This window comes from Mesorhizobium carmichaelinearum (assembly GCF_900199455.1).
GTDB lineage: Bacteria > Pseudomonadota > Alphaproteobacteria > Rhizobiales > Rhizobiaceae > Mesorhizobium > Mesorhizobium carmichaelinearum.
Map to the genome: position 1 here is coordinate 121288 of NZ_FZQR01000003.1, position 12721 is coordinate 134008.

Below are 12721 nucleotides of genomic sequence, written 5' to 3' on the forward strand. Positions count from 1 at the left end.
CAGGAGTTAACGGATAGTTACTTTAGTTAGCGCTATGATAAGGTAACGCAAAACAATGTTGAGGCGTGCATACATCACTTACGCTTTGAGTTAAGCTTACCAAAGCGCGCTTGCAATGGCGTTACATGCCGATATTTCTTCATCACAGTAGTAAAATGGCTCTGGCTCGAAAAACCACTCAAATGGGCGATATCGGCGATCGTCATGTGGCTTTCGGCAAGCAGTCTTTCGGCAAAGTCCAGCCGCAGATCGAGGACGTATTGATGCGGCGGCACCCCGAACGTGCGGGAGAAAGCCCGCACGAAGTGATAGGATGAAAGGCCGCAAACCGCCGCCATCTCGGCAAGCGCCAGCTTGCGCGTAAAGTTCTGACCCAGGAATTCCTGCACCTTGCGCGCGCCGTGTGTGGAAAGCCCGCCTTTCACGTTCAGCGCCGGTTGTCGCGCGGGAGGTCCGGACGCCGATTCCGAAGCGCCATCATCAGACCGCATCTTTCGGTCCCTTGATATTTCGCAGATGGAATTCAACCCGGGACCGCCCTCGCCGTTCCTCCCAAAAACAATTCGTGATCGATCGAGCCGTGGCTGCAATGTCGCTCCAATTCATTCGATCAGTCCGACCAGATGGCGAACAATGCGCAGGCTCCATGCCATTCCGAATGACTCCCGTTATGCCTTGGGGCAAAGTAGTGATGGACGTATTTTGGAAAACTCCGGAAGCTTTGTAGGAAATTCCGGTCTTGGATTGTCGGACGGCAGGTGTTGCCACTTTGCCATACCGAGCTTTCAGTTTCTGCCCGGCGCATATCCGGTCTTGGTCGGCGTCCTTCCCCTGTACTTCTTCATGGTCGCGGCCAGGTGGCTCTGATCTGAAAATCCGGCGAGGTAGGCGACTTCGGCTATCGCGAACTCGCCGCCGGCCAGCAGCTTTTCCGCGAGGTCCAGGCGCAGATTGATCAGATAGCGATGCGGCGGCATGCCGAATGTCCTGGCGAACCTTGCTATGAAATGATTGGGGGAAACCCCCGCGACCGAGGCAAGCTCGGCGACCATGACTTTTCGCACGAAGTTCTCGTCGAGATACTCGCGCACGCGTCGGGCCCCAACCGCAGAGAGCCCGCCTTTGGGCAACACGGCCGGCCTGCTGCGGCTCGTATATGTGCGCAGCAGATGCACGCCGAATACGGTGAGTAGCGAATCCAGATAGAGCTCATTCGGTGGCAGCGTCCCGGTCAGCTCGGCGGTGATCATCTGGGCTATGTTGAGGGCTCTCAGGTCGACCGTGCCGAACGCAGGCGGCGCAAGCTCCACGTCGGCGCGATCGGACTCATGCGCGGCCAGTTCCGACAGCGCTTCCGGCGATATGGAGACGACGGCGTTTTCCCTGGTCTCCGACCAGGCGAAGGTGCTGTCGACCCCCGCCGGGTTGATGATGAGGCATCCGACCGGCGCATCGTATTCCGTGATCTTGTCGCTGCCGAGCGAGGCTCTGAATTTGCGCCCTGGCCTCAGCACAATGCCCGCGGAATGTTCCATGGCCAGGAACGTCTGCGACCCAGGACCGCGGACGGAATGGATGACGCTGCCGCGCGCGGTGGCTCTTCTGGGACCAGCACTTTCCGGAATGATGTCCAAGACGTATCGGGCTGTCCGATCGACGCCTCGGGAAACGCCGCCCTCCCGAGCCTCGTCCGCATTTTTCATTACATCGCCTCGGCCGTCTTGCTGCCGCTCGAATCCCCCTTTGCCCGACCCGAAAACAGCGTAACGCACACAACTCGGCTAGGGAAGAACTCCCCCGCGCAAAGAAAAATTTTTATTCGCGAAAAGACAAAAAAAATGACCGATCGAGGAAGTAGGCGAGAATTCTATTTCATAGGGTTGGCAGGTCTTCGCCATCCCTGAGTTTCGCTCATCAGCCTTGGTGCGGCTTCCGCGAATCCACTGCTTGTTTCTTTGCCACCGAAATCGGCGGCAAGGCAAGACGGGGCGCCGAACCGACTGATTCCGGCAGGCTGCTAAAGATCACCGCGACGTTGCTCGTACAGATCCCAGGTGAGTTCCACAAAAGCCAGGAGGACATCGTCCTGATTCCAGCCGGCCGCGAGCGCCGCCTGGACGATCTCATGGACAAGAGGAAGCAACTGGCCCTGGCATGCGGCCGACATGTCGCCGTCCCCCACCAGAGGTCCCTCGAAGTTGAATCTCATCATTCGGCGCTCCCCCCGCCTCCGATCAAAGTGTTATATCGTTATTTTCGTTCCCTCTGATATACAACAGACGTGGTACCAAAGTACAGCAGGTCTTGGACCACCAAGGCAGCACAGGACGATGCCGGACCACGCCGTCTCTATGCTTTACCTCGGGTCAAGTTGGCTTTCCCAGGCGGGATTTCCGGGGAATTTCATCGACCCAAACTCAACCTGGGAATAGATTTCCTCAGCCGAGGCGCTGGCCAGGTCGCGACCGCCATCCGGCGAATGCCAGGCATGACCGCCTGCATTGCCTTCTGCAATCGCCCGCTGGATAGTCCCGGCAATGTTCGAGACTATTGCGACTCACTGGACCCAAATCCTGGCGATCATCTCGGTGGTGATGGCGACCGTCGGCATCGCCCACGCCGTCATGACCAAGGAAGATGTGCGCGCCGCCACCGGCTGGGTCGGCGTCATGGTGCTGTCACCGATCCTCGGCGTGCTGATCTATGCCGTGGCCGGCATCAACCGCATCCGCCGCGCCACGATCACCGCGCAGCGCCCGCTTGCCGGCGACGCAGTATCCGCCAAGGATGAGCGTGACATCGCCGCCGAGGAGGCGCTGATCGTCGAGCGCTACGGTCAGCGCTTCACCGGCCTGCGCACGCTGGGCGACAGGGTGGCGCGGCGCGCGCTCAATCCGGGCAATGCCATCGACGTGCTGGAGACCGGCGACGAGGCCTATGCCGCCATGTGCGCGGCGATCGATGGCGCCGAACGCAGCGTCCTGCTCGAGACCTATATTTTCGACAATGACGCCGTCGGCCTGCTTTTCGTCGAATCGCTGGCCGGCGCCGTCGCGCGCGGCGTCACCGTTCGCGTGCTGATCGACGCCGTCGGCGCCCGTTACTCCGTCCCCAGCATCCTCGGCCATCTGCGCCGCGCCAACATCCCCGCCGATGTCTTCAACGGCAACATCGTCATGGGCCTGCGCCTGCCCTACGCCAACCTCAGGACCCATCGGAAGATCCTGGTGGTCGACGGCACGGTCGCCTTCACCGGCGGCATGAACATCCGCAAGGGTTTTTCCGCCGAGTTCGCAGGCTCCAGCAGCGCCAGGGACACGCATTTCAAGGTCACCGGACCTGTCGTCGCCGACCTGTTCTCGGTTGCTGCCGAAGACTGGCGTTTCGCCGCCAACGAAGCGCTGAAGGGCGATGCCTGGCATATTGCCCCGCTATCGCCGGCACCCGGCCAGCCGATGCTGGTGCGGGCGGTCGCGTCCGGGCCGGATGCCAGCAATGAGACCAACCACAAGCTGCTGATCGGCGCCTTCTCGGTCGCGCGCAAGTCGATCCGCCTGATGTCGCCCTATTTCCTGCCGGACCGGGAACTGATCAGCGCCTTGATCACCGCCGCCCGACGCGGCGTCGAGATCGATGTCGTGGTTCCCGCGGTCAACAATCTCTTCCTTGTCGACCGCGCCATGACCGCGCAGTTCGACCAGATCCTGAAGAATTATTGCCGCATTTGGCGAACGGAGGGCCCATTCGACCATTCCAAGCTGCTGTCAATCGACGGCGTGTGGGCCTATGTCGGCTCGTCCAACCTCGACGCCCGGTCGCTGCGGTTGAACTTCGAGATCGATCTGGAGGTCCTCGACGCAGGCTTTGCCCACGAGATCGAAGCCCGGATTGGCTCGGCAATCGAAACGGCCATTCCTGTCACGCTGGACTCCTTGCGGGCCCGGCCGTTCATCATCCGGTTGTTCGACCGCATCCTGTGGCTGGGATCGCCCTATCTCTAGAAAGGTCTCTCGTCTTTAACAAAACGACGTGTTTGACGGATAGTTTGGTGTCGGCCATGGAACATACGCGCAGAGACTCTATTTGAGGTGCATGGTGGAAGCAGCACGCATGGCAGGCACACGGTGCGGATGAACGGACGCAGCCTCCCGGCAACCATGCTTTTGTCCATCCGCGACAGGCGGATGCGCAAGGCAAACGCGGCTGCGCACAAGGCGACCGCCACCACAGGCACGCTGGTCGCTTCCTACAACGTCCACAAATGCATCGGTGTCGATCGCAAGTTCGATCCTGAGCGCACCAGCCGCGTCATCCGCGAAATCGATCCTGACGTCATCGCCCTGCAGGAAGCGGACAACCGTTTCGGCGACCGTGACGGGCTTCTCGACCTGCCGCGCCTCGAGCGGGAAACCGGCCTTGTGCCGGTGCCGATTTCAGCCACCGGCAAGGGCCATGGCTGGCACGGCAATGTCCTGCTGTTCAAGAAGGGCGTCGTCCGCGACGTGCATCAGATCAGGCTTCCGGGCCTGGAGCCGCGCGGTGCGGTGGTGGCGGAGATCGACCTCGACGGAGACCGGACCTTGCGCATCATCGCAGCCCATCTCGGCCTGCTGCGCCACTCGCGCTCGCAGCAGGCCCGCGTCGTGCTGGACATCATGAGCAGCGCCGATGAAAAGCCGACCTTGCTGCTCGGCGACCTCAACGAATGGCGGCTCGGCAACCGCTCCGCGCTCAACACGCTGCATGCGACTTTCGGGCCGCAGCCACCGGCGGTCCCCACCTTCCCCTCGAACCTGCCGCTTTTGGCGCTCGACCGGATCATGACCAATCGGCACGGAATGATCGCAGCGGTGGAAGCGCATGATACGCCACTTTCGCGCGTTGCCTCCGACCATCTGCCGCTCACGGCGTTTGTTCGCCTATAGGCCCGGCTTGTCATGCAGGGCTTCGAAAAGCTCGGGATTCATTTTGGAACGCTAATTCTTTCTGCGAGTTGATACGCATTGAACCTCAGGAGAACGAAACATGAAGAAGTTATTTCTGGCTTCTATGGTGGCATTGGCCGCCACAGCCGCAGTCATTGCGCCGACGCAAGCCGCAAGCGTGATTATCCAGTCGGACGACGGCAACCGGTATTCACCGGACGATGAATCCGACAACGGCCAGATTATCGTTCGCCGCCATCACCGGCAGAATTACGACAACCAGTATGGCGACGACCAGAACGTGCAATATGATGACAACAACGATGGCCAGTATCGCCGCCACCACCGGCATCACCGCTGTCATATCGAGATCATCAAGCACTGGCGCCACCATCACAGGGTGATCGAGCAGGTTCGCGTCTGCGGCTGACCCACACCCTGCCTTTGCAGCAAGACGACGTGATCTGCTTCCGAGCAGGAAGCAATCCACAGCGGTAAGCGATGATGCGGCATAGCCACGCCCTTCAAAAGGACGTGGCTATGCCGCATTGCACAATTTCGTGACCTTGCCCACAATGCAGGCATGGTCCGATCCTCCCTAGCCGTCCTGGTGATCGATGAAAATCGCATCCGTGCCTCGATCATCGAGGCCGGCTTGCGCGAGGCCGGCCATCAGCGGGTCACCGTCATCCATGACGTGACCGGCATTGCCCGGCGGATCGCCGAGATCGAACCCGACGTCATCGTCATCGATCTCGAAAACCCCAACCGCGACATGCTCGAAAACATGTTCCAGTTGTCGCGTGCCGTGAAGCGCCCGATCGCCATGTTCGTCGACCGTTCGGACCAGGCCTCGATCGAGGCGGCGGTCGATGCCGGCGTCTCGGCCTATGTCGTCGATGGGTTGCGGCAAGAGCGCGTCAAGCCGATCCTCGACATGGCCGTCAGCCGCTTCAATGCCTTCTCGCGCATGGCGCGCGAACTGGAAGAGGCGCGCAGCGAACTCGAGAGCCGCAAGGTGATCGACCGCGCCAAGGGCATATTGATGAAGTCGCGCGGCCTCTCCGAAGAGGCCGCCTATACGCTGCTGCGCAAGACGGCGATGAACCAGAACCGCAAGATCAGCGATATCGCCCAGAGCCTGGTGACCGCGGCCGGTTTGCTGGGGCCGGCGGAGGACGAATGAGCATGAGGCACCAGATCACCGCCGGCTTCATGCCGCTTTTCGACAGCGCCGTGCTGGTCGCCGCAAGCGAGCTTGGCTTCACCGCACGCGAAGGCATTGACCTGACGCTGCACCGCGAGACGTCCTGGGCCAACATCCGCGACCGCATCGCCATCGGCCACTTCGATCTCGCCCATATGCTGGGACCCATGCCGCTCGCCTGCAATCTCGGGCTGACGCCGCTCGCTTCGGAAACCATCGTGCCGTTCTCGCTCGGGCTCGGCGGCAATTGCGTCACCATCTCCAACGCTGTCTGGGCCGGCATGGCGGCGCATGGCGCTGAAGCCGATCTCGATCCGGCGCGCGCCGGGGCGGCACTTGGCGCATTCATCCGGGAACGGGCGGTGGCAGGCCGCGAGCCGCTGCGCTTTGCCGTCGTGCATCCGCATTCCGGGCATAATTACGAACTGCGCTACTGGCTCGCCGCCTGCGGCGTCGACCCAGACCGTGAAATCGAGATCGTCATCGTGCCGCCGCCCTTCATGGCCGACGCGCTGGCCACCGGGCGCATCGACGGCTACTGCGTCGGCGAACCCTGGAACAGCGCTGCGGTGGCCGCCGGCACCGGGCATATCGTCACCGTCAAGGCACAGATATGGCGAAACAGCCCGGAGAAGGTCATCGGCGTGCGCAAAGTCTGGGCGGACGAGAATCCCGAGGCTCTGGCGGCACTGCTGCGCGCGCTGCATCACTCGGCGCGCTGGTGCCAGGATCCGGTCAACCACGGCGAACTGGCCAATGTGATGGCGCAGCCCGGCTTCCTCGGCCTGCCGCCGGCCGTGCAGATGCCGATCCTGACCGGCCATCTCCAATTGGGCGGCGGGGCAGAGCGAGATATCGACGATTTCTTCCTGCCCTTCGACAAGGCGGCGAATTTTCCGTGGAAGAGCCATGCGCTGTGGTTCTACACCCAGATGGTGCGTTGGGGGCATGTGGCGCACACGCCGGAAAACCTTGCGATCGCCCGGGATTGCTATCGGCCCGACCTCTATCGCTCGGCGCTGAAGCCGCTTGGTGTCGCCCTCCCCGGCGCCAATGCGAAGGTCGAAGGCGCGCTCAAGGTCGCCACCGCGGTCGGCGCGACCGGCGCCGGCCTGGTGCTCGGCCCGGACGGTTTCTTCGACGGCCAGATTTTCGATCCCGACGAGATCGACGCCTACATAGCGCATCAGAAATCGGCCCGCGCGGAAGCCTGATCATTTCCGCGCCACTCTTGTGCATTGCACAAAAATTGTGCGTGCACGTGCGTTGATGAACAATCTTTGGCTTGCTCGCCCTGCGGGCCCGTGCGCCGATACCGTACCATATCATTGATTTTATTGATATTTATCATCCATTCCAAAACTGGCACGGTTCCTGCGTTGCAATGGGCAGACTCTTCTCGGGTCACGTAACAGGCGTCCAATGGCGGGCGCTACAGGCAAAGCTGCCGCTCAGGTCAACACGCGATCCCGGATGGACGGACGCGCGCGGCCTGGCCGGCGGCTTTTTTGTTTTGACCGAACACGCAATCGACGGCGCTGATCCCGAGCAGTGCCCAACGGGAGACGACGATGACGAAACGCATCAAGACTGAAGCCCCCCTTGAAGGCATGACCCGTCGCAATTTTCTGATGGCAAGTGCTGCCACCGCGGCAACCCTGGCAGCCGCGCGTGCGCTGCTCCCCTCTGGCGCCTATGCCGCGACCGCCGCCCCGGAAGTCACCGGCGCCAAGCTCGGCTTCATCGCGCTGACCGATGCGGCGCCCCTGATGATCGCCAAGGAGAAGGGCCTGTTCGCCAAATACGGCATGCCCGATGTCGAGGTGCTGAAGCAGGCCTCCTGGGGCGCCACGCGCGACAATCTGATGCTCGGCGGAGAGGCCAACGGCATTGACGGCGCCCACATCCTGACGCCGCTGCCCTACCTCATGCACACAGGCAAGGTGACGCAGAACAACCAGCCGATGCCGATGGCGATCGTGGCGCGGCTGAACTACGACTGCCAGGGAATTTCCGTCGCTCAGGAATACGCCGCCACCGGCGTCGGCCTCGACGCCTCCAAGCTGAAGGAAGCCTTCGCCGCCAAGAAGGCCGCCGGCAAGGAAGTGAAGGCCGCCATGACCTTCCCGGGCGGCACACATGACCTGTGGATACGCTACTGGCTGGCCGCCGGCGGCATCGATCCCGACAAGGACGTCTCGACCATCGTCGTGCCACCGCCGCAGATGGTGGCCAACATGAAGGTCGGCAACATGGACGTGTTCTGCGTCGGCGAGCCGTGGAACGAGCAACTCGTCCATCAGGGCGTCGGCTTCACCGCCGCCACCACGGGCGAATTGTGGAAGGGCCATCCGGAAAAGGCGCTCGGCCTGCGCGCCGCCTTCATCGAGAAGAACCCGAACGCCACCAAGGCGATCCTGATGGCCGTCATGGAAGCCCAGCAATGGTGCGAGGCCATGGAGAACAAGGACGAGATGGCCGCTATCATCGGCAAGCGGCAGTGGATGAATGTGCCCGTCGCTGACATCATCGGTCGCCTCAAGGGCGATATCAACTACGGCAATGGCCGCGTCGCCAAGGGCACCGACCTCTACATGAAGTTCTGGAAGGGCGGCGTCTCCTATCCGTTCAAGAGCCATGATTCGTGGTTCCTCGCCGAGAACATCCGCTGGGGCAAATTCGCACCAACCACCGACGTCAAGGCGCTGGTCGATCAGGTCAACCGCGAGGATCTGTGGCGCGAGGCAGCCAAGGATCTCGGCGTGGCGGCCACCGACATTCCGGCATCCTCGTCGCGGGGCGTCGAGACCTTCTTCGACGGCAAGGTCTTCGATCCGGCCAACCCGTCCGCCTACCTCGACAGCCTCAAGATCAAGGCATCGGCTTAGGCGCAACGCCGCTCGCGCGTTGTCGCCCAACGCCCAGGAGTTTTCCAAGACATGTCCATCCAAACCATCGAGGACACCAAGGTGAAGGCGTTTCCGGCAAAGCCCGCCGAACTGGTCACCTTCACAGCCAAGGCCCGGCGCCGCATCGACCCGCTCGCCATTGCCGGCAAGCTGGCGACGGCGCTGGTGCCGCCGGCCGTCGTCATCCTCGTCCTGCTCGTCGTCTGGCAGGTCGCCTGCTCGTCACCCACATCAAGCCTGCCGCCGCCGAGCCAGGTGTGGAACGAGGCCTATGACCTGATCGCGCATCCGTTCTTCGACAACGGCCCGCAGGATATCGGGCTGGCGTGGCGGGTGCTTATCTCGCTGCAGCGCGTCGCCATCGGCTTCGGCATGGCGGCGGTGGTCGGGGTCGCGCTCGGCGCGCTGGTCGGCCAGTCGGTCTGGGCGATGCGCGGCCTCGATCCGGTGTTCCAGATCCTGCGCACCGTACCGCCGCTGGCCTGGCTGCCACTGTCGCTGGCGGCGTTCCGCGATTCCAGCCCGTCGGCGCTGTTCGTCATCTTCATCACGTCGATCTGGCCGATCATCATCAACACCGCCGTCGGCGTGCGCAACATCCCGCAGGATTACCGCAACGTCGCCCGCATCCTGCGGCTCAACCCGTTCGAATTCTTCGTCAAGATCATGGTGCCGGCCGCGGCCCCCTACATCTTCACCGGTCTGCGCATCGGCATCGGCCTGTCCTGGCTCGCCATCGTCGCCGCCGAAATGCTGACCGGCGGCGTCGGCATTGGCTTCTTCATCTGGGACGCGTGGAACTCGTCGCGGCTACCCGACATCATCGTCGCGCTCGCCTATATCGGCGTCACCGGCTTCTGCCTCGACCGGCTGGTCGCGGCGGTCGGCGCCTTTGTCACCCGCGGCACAACGGCAAAATGAGGGGGGGCAAGATGACGGCCTATCTGAAGCTCGACCATATCGACAAATCCTTTTCGCGCGGCGGTCAGGTCAGCGAGGTGCTGAAGGACATCAAGCTGACCATCAACAAGGGAGAATTCGTCTCCATCATCGGCCATTCCGGGTGCGGCAAGTCGACCTTGCTCAACCTGATCGCCGGCCTGACGAATGTATCCGCCGGCGCCGTGCTGCTCGAAAACAAGGAGGTCGACAGCCCCGGCCCGGAACGCGCCGTGGTGTTCCAGAACCACTCGCTGCTGCCTTGGCTCACCGTCTACGAGAACATCAACCTCGCAGTATCCAAGGTCTTCGGCCGCAGCAAGAGCCGAGCGGAGCGGCACGACTGGATCATGCGCAATCTCGACCTCGTGCAGATGGCGCATGCCAGGGACAAGCGCCCGGCCGAAATTTCCGGCGGCATGAAGCAGCGTGTCGGCATTGCACGAGCACTGGCCATGGAGCCGAAGATCCTGCTGCTCGATGAGCCGTTCGGCGCGCTCGACGCGCTGACGCGCGCCCATCTGCAGGACGCGGTGATGGACATCCATTCGCGGTTGGACTCGACGACCATCATGATCACCCACGATGTCGACGAGGCCGTGCTCTTGTCCGACCGTATCGTGATGATGACCAACGGCCCGGCCGCGACCATCGGCGAGGTGCTTGCCGTGCCGCTGGCCCGACCACGCCGGCGTGTCGAGCTTTCCTCCGACCGCACCTTCCTGCGCTGCCGCGAGGCGGTGCTGAAGTTCCTCTACGAGCGCCACCGCTTCGTCGCAGCCGCGGAGTAAGATCATGACCGAAAAACGCGCAATCATCGCCAATTGGCAATCTGCATCGACAATAGGCAGCCTACCGCACTGCACAAATATTATGCTGCCGTGCAAGGCAGTCTGACTAATCTTTGATCCGCTGCCGGGCTCGGTCAAAAGTCGCCCAGCTGCGGCCCACATTGATTTCATTCGATAATCTAGGGCGCTGTCGAATTGGCACGCTTCCTGCTTTGCAGAATGTAGGTCCGCAAGGGCCAAGTGACACGGCGTCCAATGGCGGGCGCCACAGGCAAAGCTGCCGCTCAGGTCAATGCGCGATCCCGGATGGACGGACGCGCGAAGACCTGGCCGGCGGCTTTTTTGTTTTTTGCGCGATCGACGGCGCTGGTCCAAGCGGCGCCCAACCGGAGACGACGATGACGAAACGGATCGGAACTGGCGCATCCCTCGCGGACTTCACGCGCCGCGATTTTCTGGCCAGCAGCGCGCTGACGGCGGCACTGTTCACCGCCGCGCTCCTGCTGTTTCCGATCGGCGCCAAAACCCAAAGCAAGGACTTGACCGTCGCGAACCGGGTCTCGTTGCCCCCATCGATGCCGCGCCGCTGACCATTCACCCACAAAATATCCGCGGCGCCTCCCACGCCGCAAACCGGAGCCAGACATTGACCGCAAATCTCCCAGCCGCGCCCAGCCAGGACAGTGCTCCCCGGCAGGCGCTTGTGATGTCCACCATCGCCTTCACCGTATGCTTCGCGGTGTGGACGATCTTTTCAATCATCGGCGTGCGCATAAAGCAGGAGCTCGGACTGAACGAGACGCAGTTCGGCCTGCTCGTCGGCACGCCGATCCTCACCGGTTCGCTCGTGCGCATGGTGCTCGGCGTCTGGACCGACCGCTTTGGCGGACGGCTGGTCTACACCGCGACCATGCTTGCGGCGGCGGTTGCGACCTTCCTGCTGGCTTTCGCGCACACCTACGGGCAGATGCTGGTTGCGGCGCTCGGCGTCGGGCTCGCCGGCGGCTCCTTCGCTGTCGGCGTGTCCTATGTCTCGCGCTTCTTCCCGGCCGACAAGCAGGGCACGGCCCTCGGTATCTTCGGTGCCGGCAATGTCGGGGCCGCGGTCACCAAATTCCTGGCGCCCTTCGTGCTTCTCTCCTGGGGCTGGCAGTCGGTGGCTCTGATCTGGGCGGCAGCGCTCGTCGTCATGGCTGCCATCTTCTGGTTCACCACCGGCGATGATCCCGTCATCCGCGAGCGCCGCGCCGGCAAGGCAGCACCCACGAGAAGCTTCTGGCAGGAATTCGCGCCGCTCAAGAATGTGCAGGTCTGGCGCTTCGCCTTCTACTACTTCTTCGCCTTTGGCGCGTTCGTGGCGCTGTCGCTGTGGCTGCCGCGCTACCTGATCGGCGTCTACGGCTTCGGGCTTGCGACCGCCGGCATGATCGGCGCCGCCTATTCAATTCCCGCAAGTGTGTTCCGCGCCTATGGCGGCGTGCTTGCCGACCGGATCGGCGCCCGGACCGTACTCTATTCGACGTTCGCCGTCAGTGCCGTCGCGACTCTCGTTCTGTCTCTCCCCTCGGCAGACTACGTCGTGCGCGGCATTAGCGGGCCGATCGCCTTCCATTTCGAGATCGGCCCGCTCGCCTTCATCGCCGTCGCCTGCGTGCTCGGCTTTTTCATGAGCCTCGGCAAGGCCGCCGTCTACAAGCACATCCCGGCCTACTATCCGCAGAGCGTCGGCGCGGTCGGTGGTGTGGTGGGCATGATCGGCGGGCTCGGCGGCTTCATCCTGCCGATCGCCTTCGGCGCCCTCAACGACCTCACCGGCGTGTGGTCGAGTTGCTTCATGCTGCTCTTCGTCATCGTCGTCACCTGCCTTGCCTGGATGCATGTCTCCATCCGGCGCATGGAGCGCGCGGCATCCGCCGAACCTTCACCCCTTTCCTACGCGGCTGAGTGAGA

At 62.7% G+C, this 12721-nt stretch carries 14 protein-coding genes; 11 read left to right on the plus strand and 3 right to left on the minus strand.

The window, feature by feature from the left end; translation table 11 throughout:
- Positions 1 to 74: 74 nt before the first annotated feature.
- From CKW40_RS07255 to CKW40_RS07265, 3 genes are all read right to left on the minus strand, one after another.
- Entirely contained in the window at positions 75 to 491 is a 417-nt protein-coding gene (locus tag CKW40_RS07255) for a helix-turn-helix domain-containing protein (protein WP_244571121.1), read from the minus strand.
- Positions 492 to 785: 294 nt separating this feature from the next.
- On the minus strand, positions 786 to 1535 hold the full coding sequence (locus CKW40_RS07260) for an AraC family transcriptional regulator (RefSeq protein WP_244571122.1): 750 nt from the start codon (positions 1533 to 1535) through the stop codon (positions 786 to 788).
- 482 nt (positions 1536 to 2017) lie between these two features.
- A complete protein-coding gene (locus CKW40_RS07265; RefSeq protein WP_095199286.1) occupies positions 2018 to 2212 on the minus strand; it encodes a hypothetical protein in 195 nt (64 codons plus the stop codon).
- A 325-nt stretch (positions 2213 to 2537) separates the two neighbouring features.
- Here CKW40_RS07265 and CKW40_RS07270 point away from each other — a divergent pair, with 325 nt between their 5' ends.
- From CKW40_RS07270 to CKW40_RS07315, 11 genes are all read left to right on the plus strand, one after another.
- Entirely contained in the window at positions 2538 to 4001 is a 1464-nt protein-coding gene (locus CKW40_RS07270; RefSeq protein ID WP_095199287.1) for a phospholipase D-like domain-containing protein, read from the plus strand.
- A gap of 123 nt (positions 4002 to 4124) precedes the next feature.
- Positions 4125 to 4925: an endonuclease/exonuclease/phosphatase family protein gene (locus CKW40_RS07275; protein WP_095199705.1), complete on the plus strand. Its 801-nt coding sequence runs from the start codon at positions 4125 to 4127 to the stop codon at positions 4923 to 4925.
- Between the two features lie 100 nt (positions 4926 to 5025).
- Positions 5026 to 5355, plus strand: a complete 330-nt coding sequence (locus CKW40_RS07280) for a hypothetical protein (RefSeq protein WP_095199288.1) — start codon at positions 5026 to 5028, stop codon at positions 5353 to 5355.
- Between the two features lie 153 nt (positions 5356 to 5508).
- A complete protein-coding gene (locus CKW40_RS07285) occupies positions 5509 to 6111 on the plus strand; it encodes an ANTAR domain-containing response regulator (RefSeq protein ID WP_027045429.1) in 603 nt (200 codons plus the stop codon).
- Positions 6108 to 7346 (plus strand): CmpA/NrtA family ABC transporter substrate-binding protein, encoded by a 1239-nt coding sequence (locus CKW40_RS07290; RefSeq protein ID WP_095199289.1) that lies wholly within the window; start codon positions 6108 to 6110, stop codon positions 7344 to 7346. Before CKW40_RS07285 ends, CKW40_RS07290 begins: the two co-directional genes overlap by 4 nt.
- A gap of 71 nt (positions 7347 to 7417) precedes the next feature.
- Positions 7418 to 7726, plus strand: coding sequence for a hypothetical protein (locus tag CKW40_RS42795; protein ID WP_143748257.1), 309 nt, complete (start codon positions 7418 to 7420; stop codon positions 7724 to 7726).
- Positions 7704 to 9020, plus strand: coding sequence for a CmpA/NrtA family ABC transporter substrate-binding protein (locus CKW40_RS07295; protein WP_095199290.1), 1317 nt, complete (start codon positions 7704 to 7706; stop codon positions 9018 to 9020). Before CKW40_RS42795 ends, CKW40_RS07295 begins: the two co-directional genes overlap by 23 nt.
- Positions 9021 to 9071: 51 nt before the next feature.
- Positions 9072 to 9962 carry a nitrate ABC transporter permease gene (ntrB, locus tag CKW40_RS07300; RefSeq protein WP_095199291.1) on the plus strand — a complete coding sequence of 297 codons (891 nt, stop codon included), beginning with the start codon at positions 9072 to 9074 and terminating at the stop codon, positions 9960 to 9962.
- 11 nt (positions 9963 to 9973) lie between these two features.
- Complete coding sequence (locus CKW40_RS07305; RefSeq protein ID WP_095199706.1) at positions 9974 to 10771, plus strand: ABC transporter ATP-binding protein; 798 nt, start codon at positions 9974 to 9976, stop codon at positions 10769 to 10771.
- A 398-nt stretch (positions 10772 to 11169) separates the two neighbouring features.
- A complete protein-coding gene (locus CKW40_RS07310) occupies positions 11170 to 11361 on the plus strand; it encodes a twin-arginine translocation signal domain-containing protein (protein ID WP_095199707.1) in 192 nt (63 codons plus the stop codon).
- Positions 11362 to 11477: 116 nt separating this feature from the next.
- Complete coding sequence (locus CKW40_RS07315; protein WP_416361789.1) at positions 11478 to 12719, plus strand: MFS transporter; 1242 nt, start codon at positions 11478 to 11480, stop codon at positions 12717 to 12719.
- Positions 12720 to 12721: the final 2 nt, after the last annotated feature.

What these genes read in the sequence shown, in the direction of transcription:
- CKW40_RS07295 (WP_095199290.1), top strand. Translation starts at nt 7,704, where the DNA reads ATGACGAAACGCATCAAGACTGAAGCCCCCCTTGAAGGCATGACCCGT.
- CKW40_RS07315 (WP_416361789.1), top strand. Translation starts at nt 11,478, where the DNA reads ATGTCCACCATCGCCTTCACCGTATGCTTCGCGGTGTGGACGATCTTT.
- CKW40_RS07305 (WP_095199706.1), top strand. Translation starts at nt 9,974, where the DNA reads ATGACGGCCTATCTGAAGCTCGACCATATCGACAAATCCTTTTCGCGC.
- CKW40_RS07255 (WP_244571121.1), bottom strand. Translation starts at nt 491, where the DNA reads ATGCGGTCTGATGATGGCGCTTCGGAATCGGCGTCCGGACCTCCCGCG.
- ntrB (WP_095199291.1), top strand. Translation starts at nt 9,072, where the DNA reads ATGTCCATCCAAACCATCGAGGACACCAAGGTGAAGGCGTTTCCGGCA.
- CKW40_RS07310 (WP_095199707.1), top strand. Translation starts at nt 11,170, where the DNA reads ATGACGAAACGGATCGGAACTGGCGCATCCCTCGCGGACTTCACGCGC.
- CKW40_RS07280 (WP_095199288.1), top strand. Translation starts at nt 5,026, where the DNA reads ATGAAGAAGTTATTTCTGGCTTCTATGGTGGCATTGGCCGCCACAGCC.
- CKW40_RS07265 (WP_095199286.1), bottom strand. Translation starts at nt 2,212, where the DNA reads ATGATGAGATTCAACTTCGAGGGACCTCTGGTGGGGGACGGCGACATG.
- CKW40_RS07260 (WP_244571122.1), bottom strand. Translation starts at nt 1,535, where the DNA reads ATGGAACATTCCGCGGGCATTGTGCTGAGGCCAGGGCGCAAATTCAGA.
- CKW40_RS07270 (WP_095199287.1), top strand. Translation starts at nt 2,538, where the DNA reads ATGTTCGAGACTATTGCGACTCACTGGACCCAAATCCTGGCGATCATC.
- CKW40_RS07285 (WP_027045429.1), top strand. Translation starts at nt 5,509, where the DNA reads ATGGTCCGATCCTCCCTAGCCGTCCTGGTGATCGATGAAAATCGCATC.
- CKW40_RS07290 (WP_095199289.1), top strand. Translation starts at nt 6,108, where the DNA reads ATGAGCATGAGGCACCAGATCACCGCCGGCTTCATGCCGCTTTTCGAC.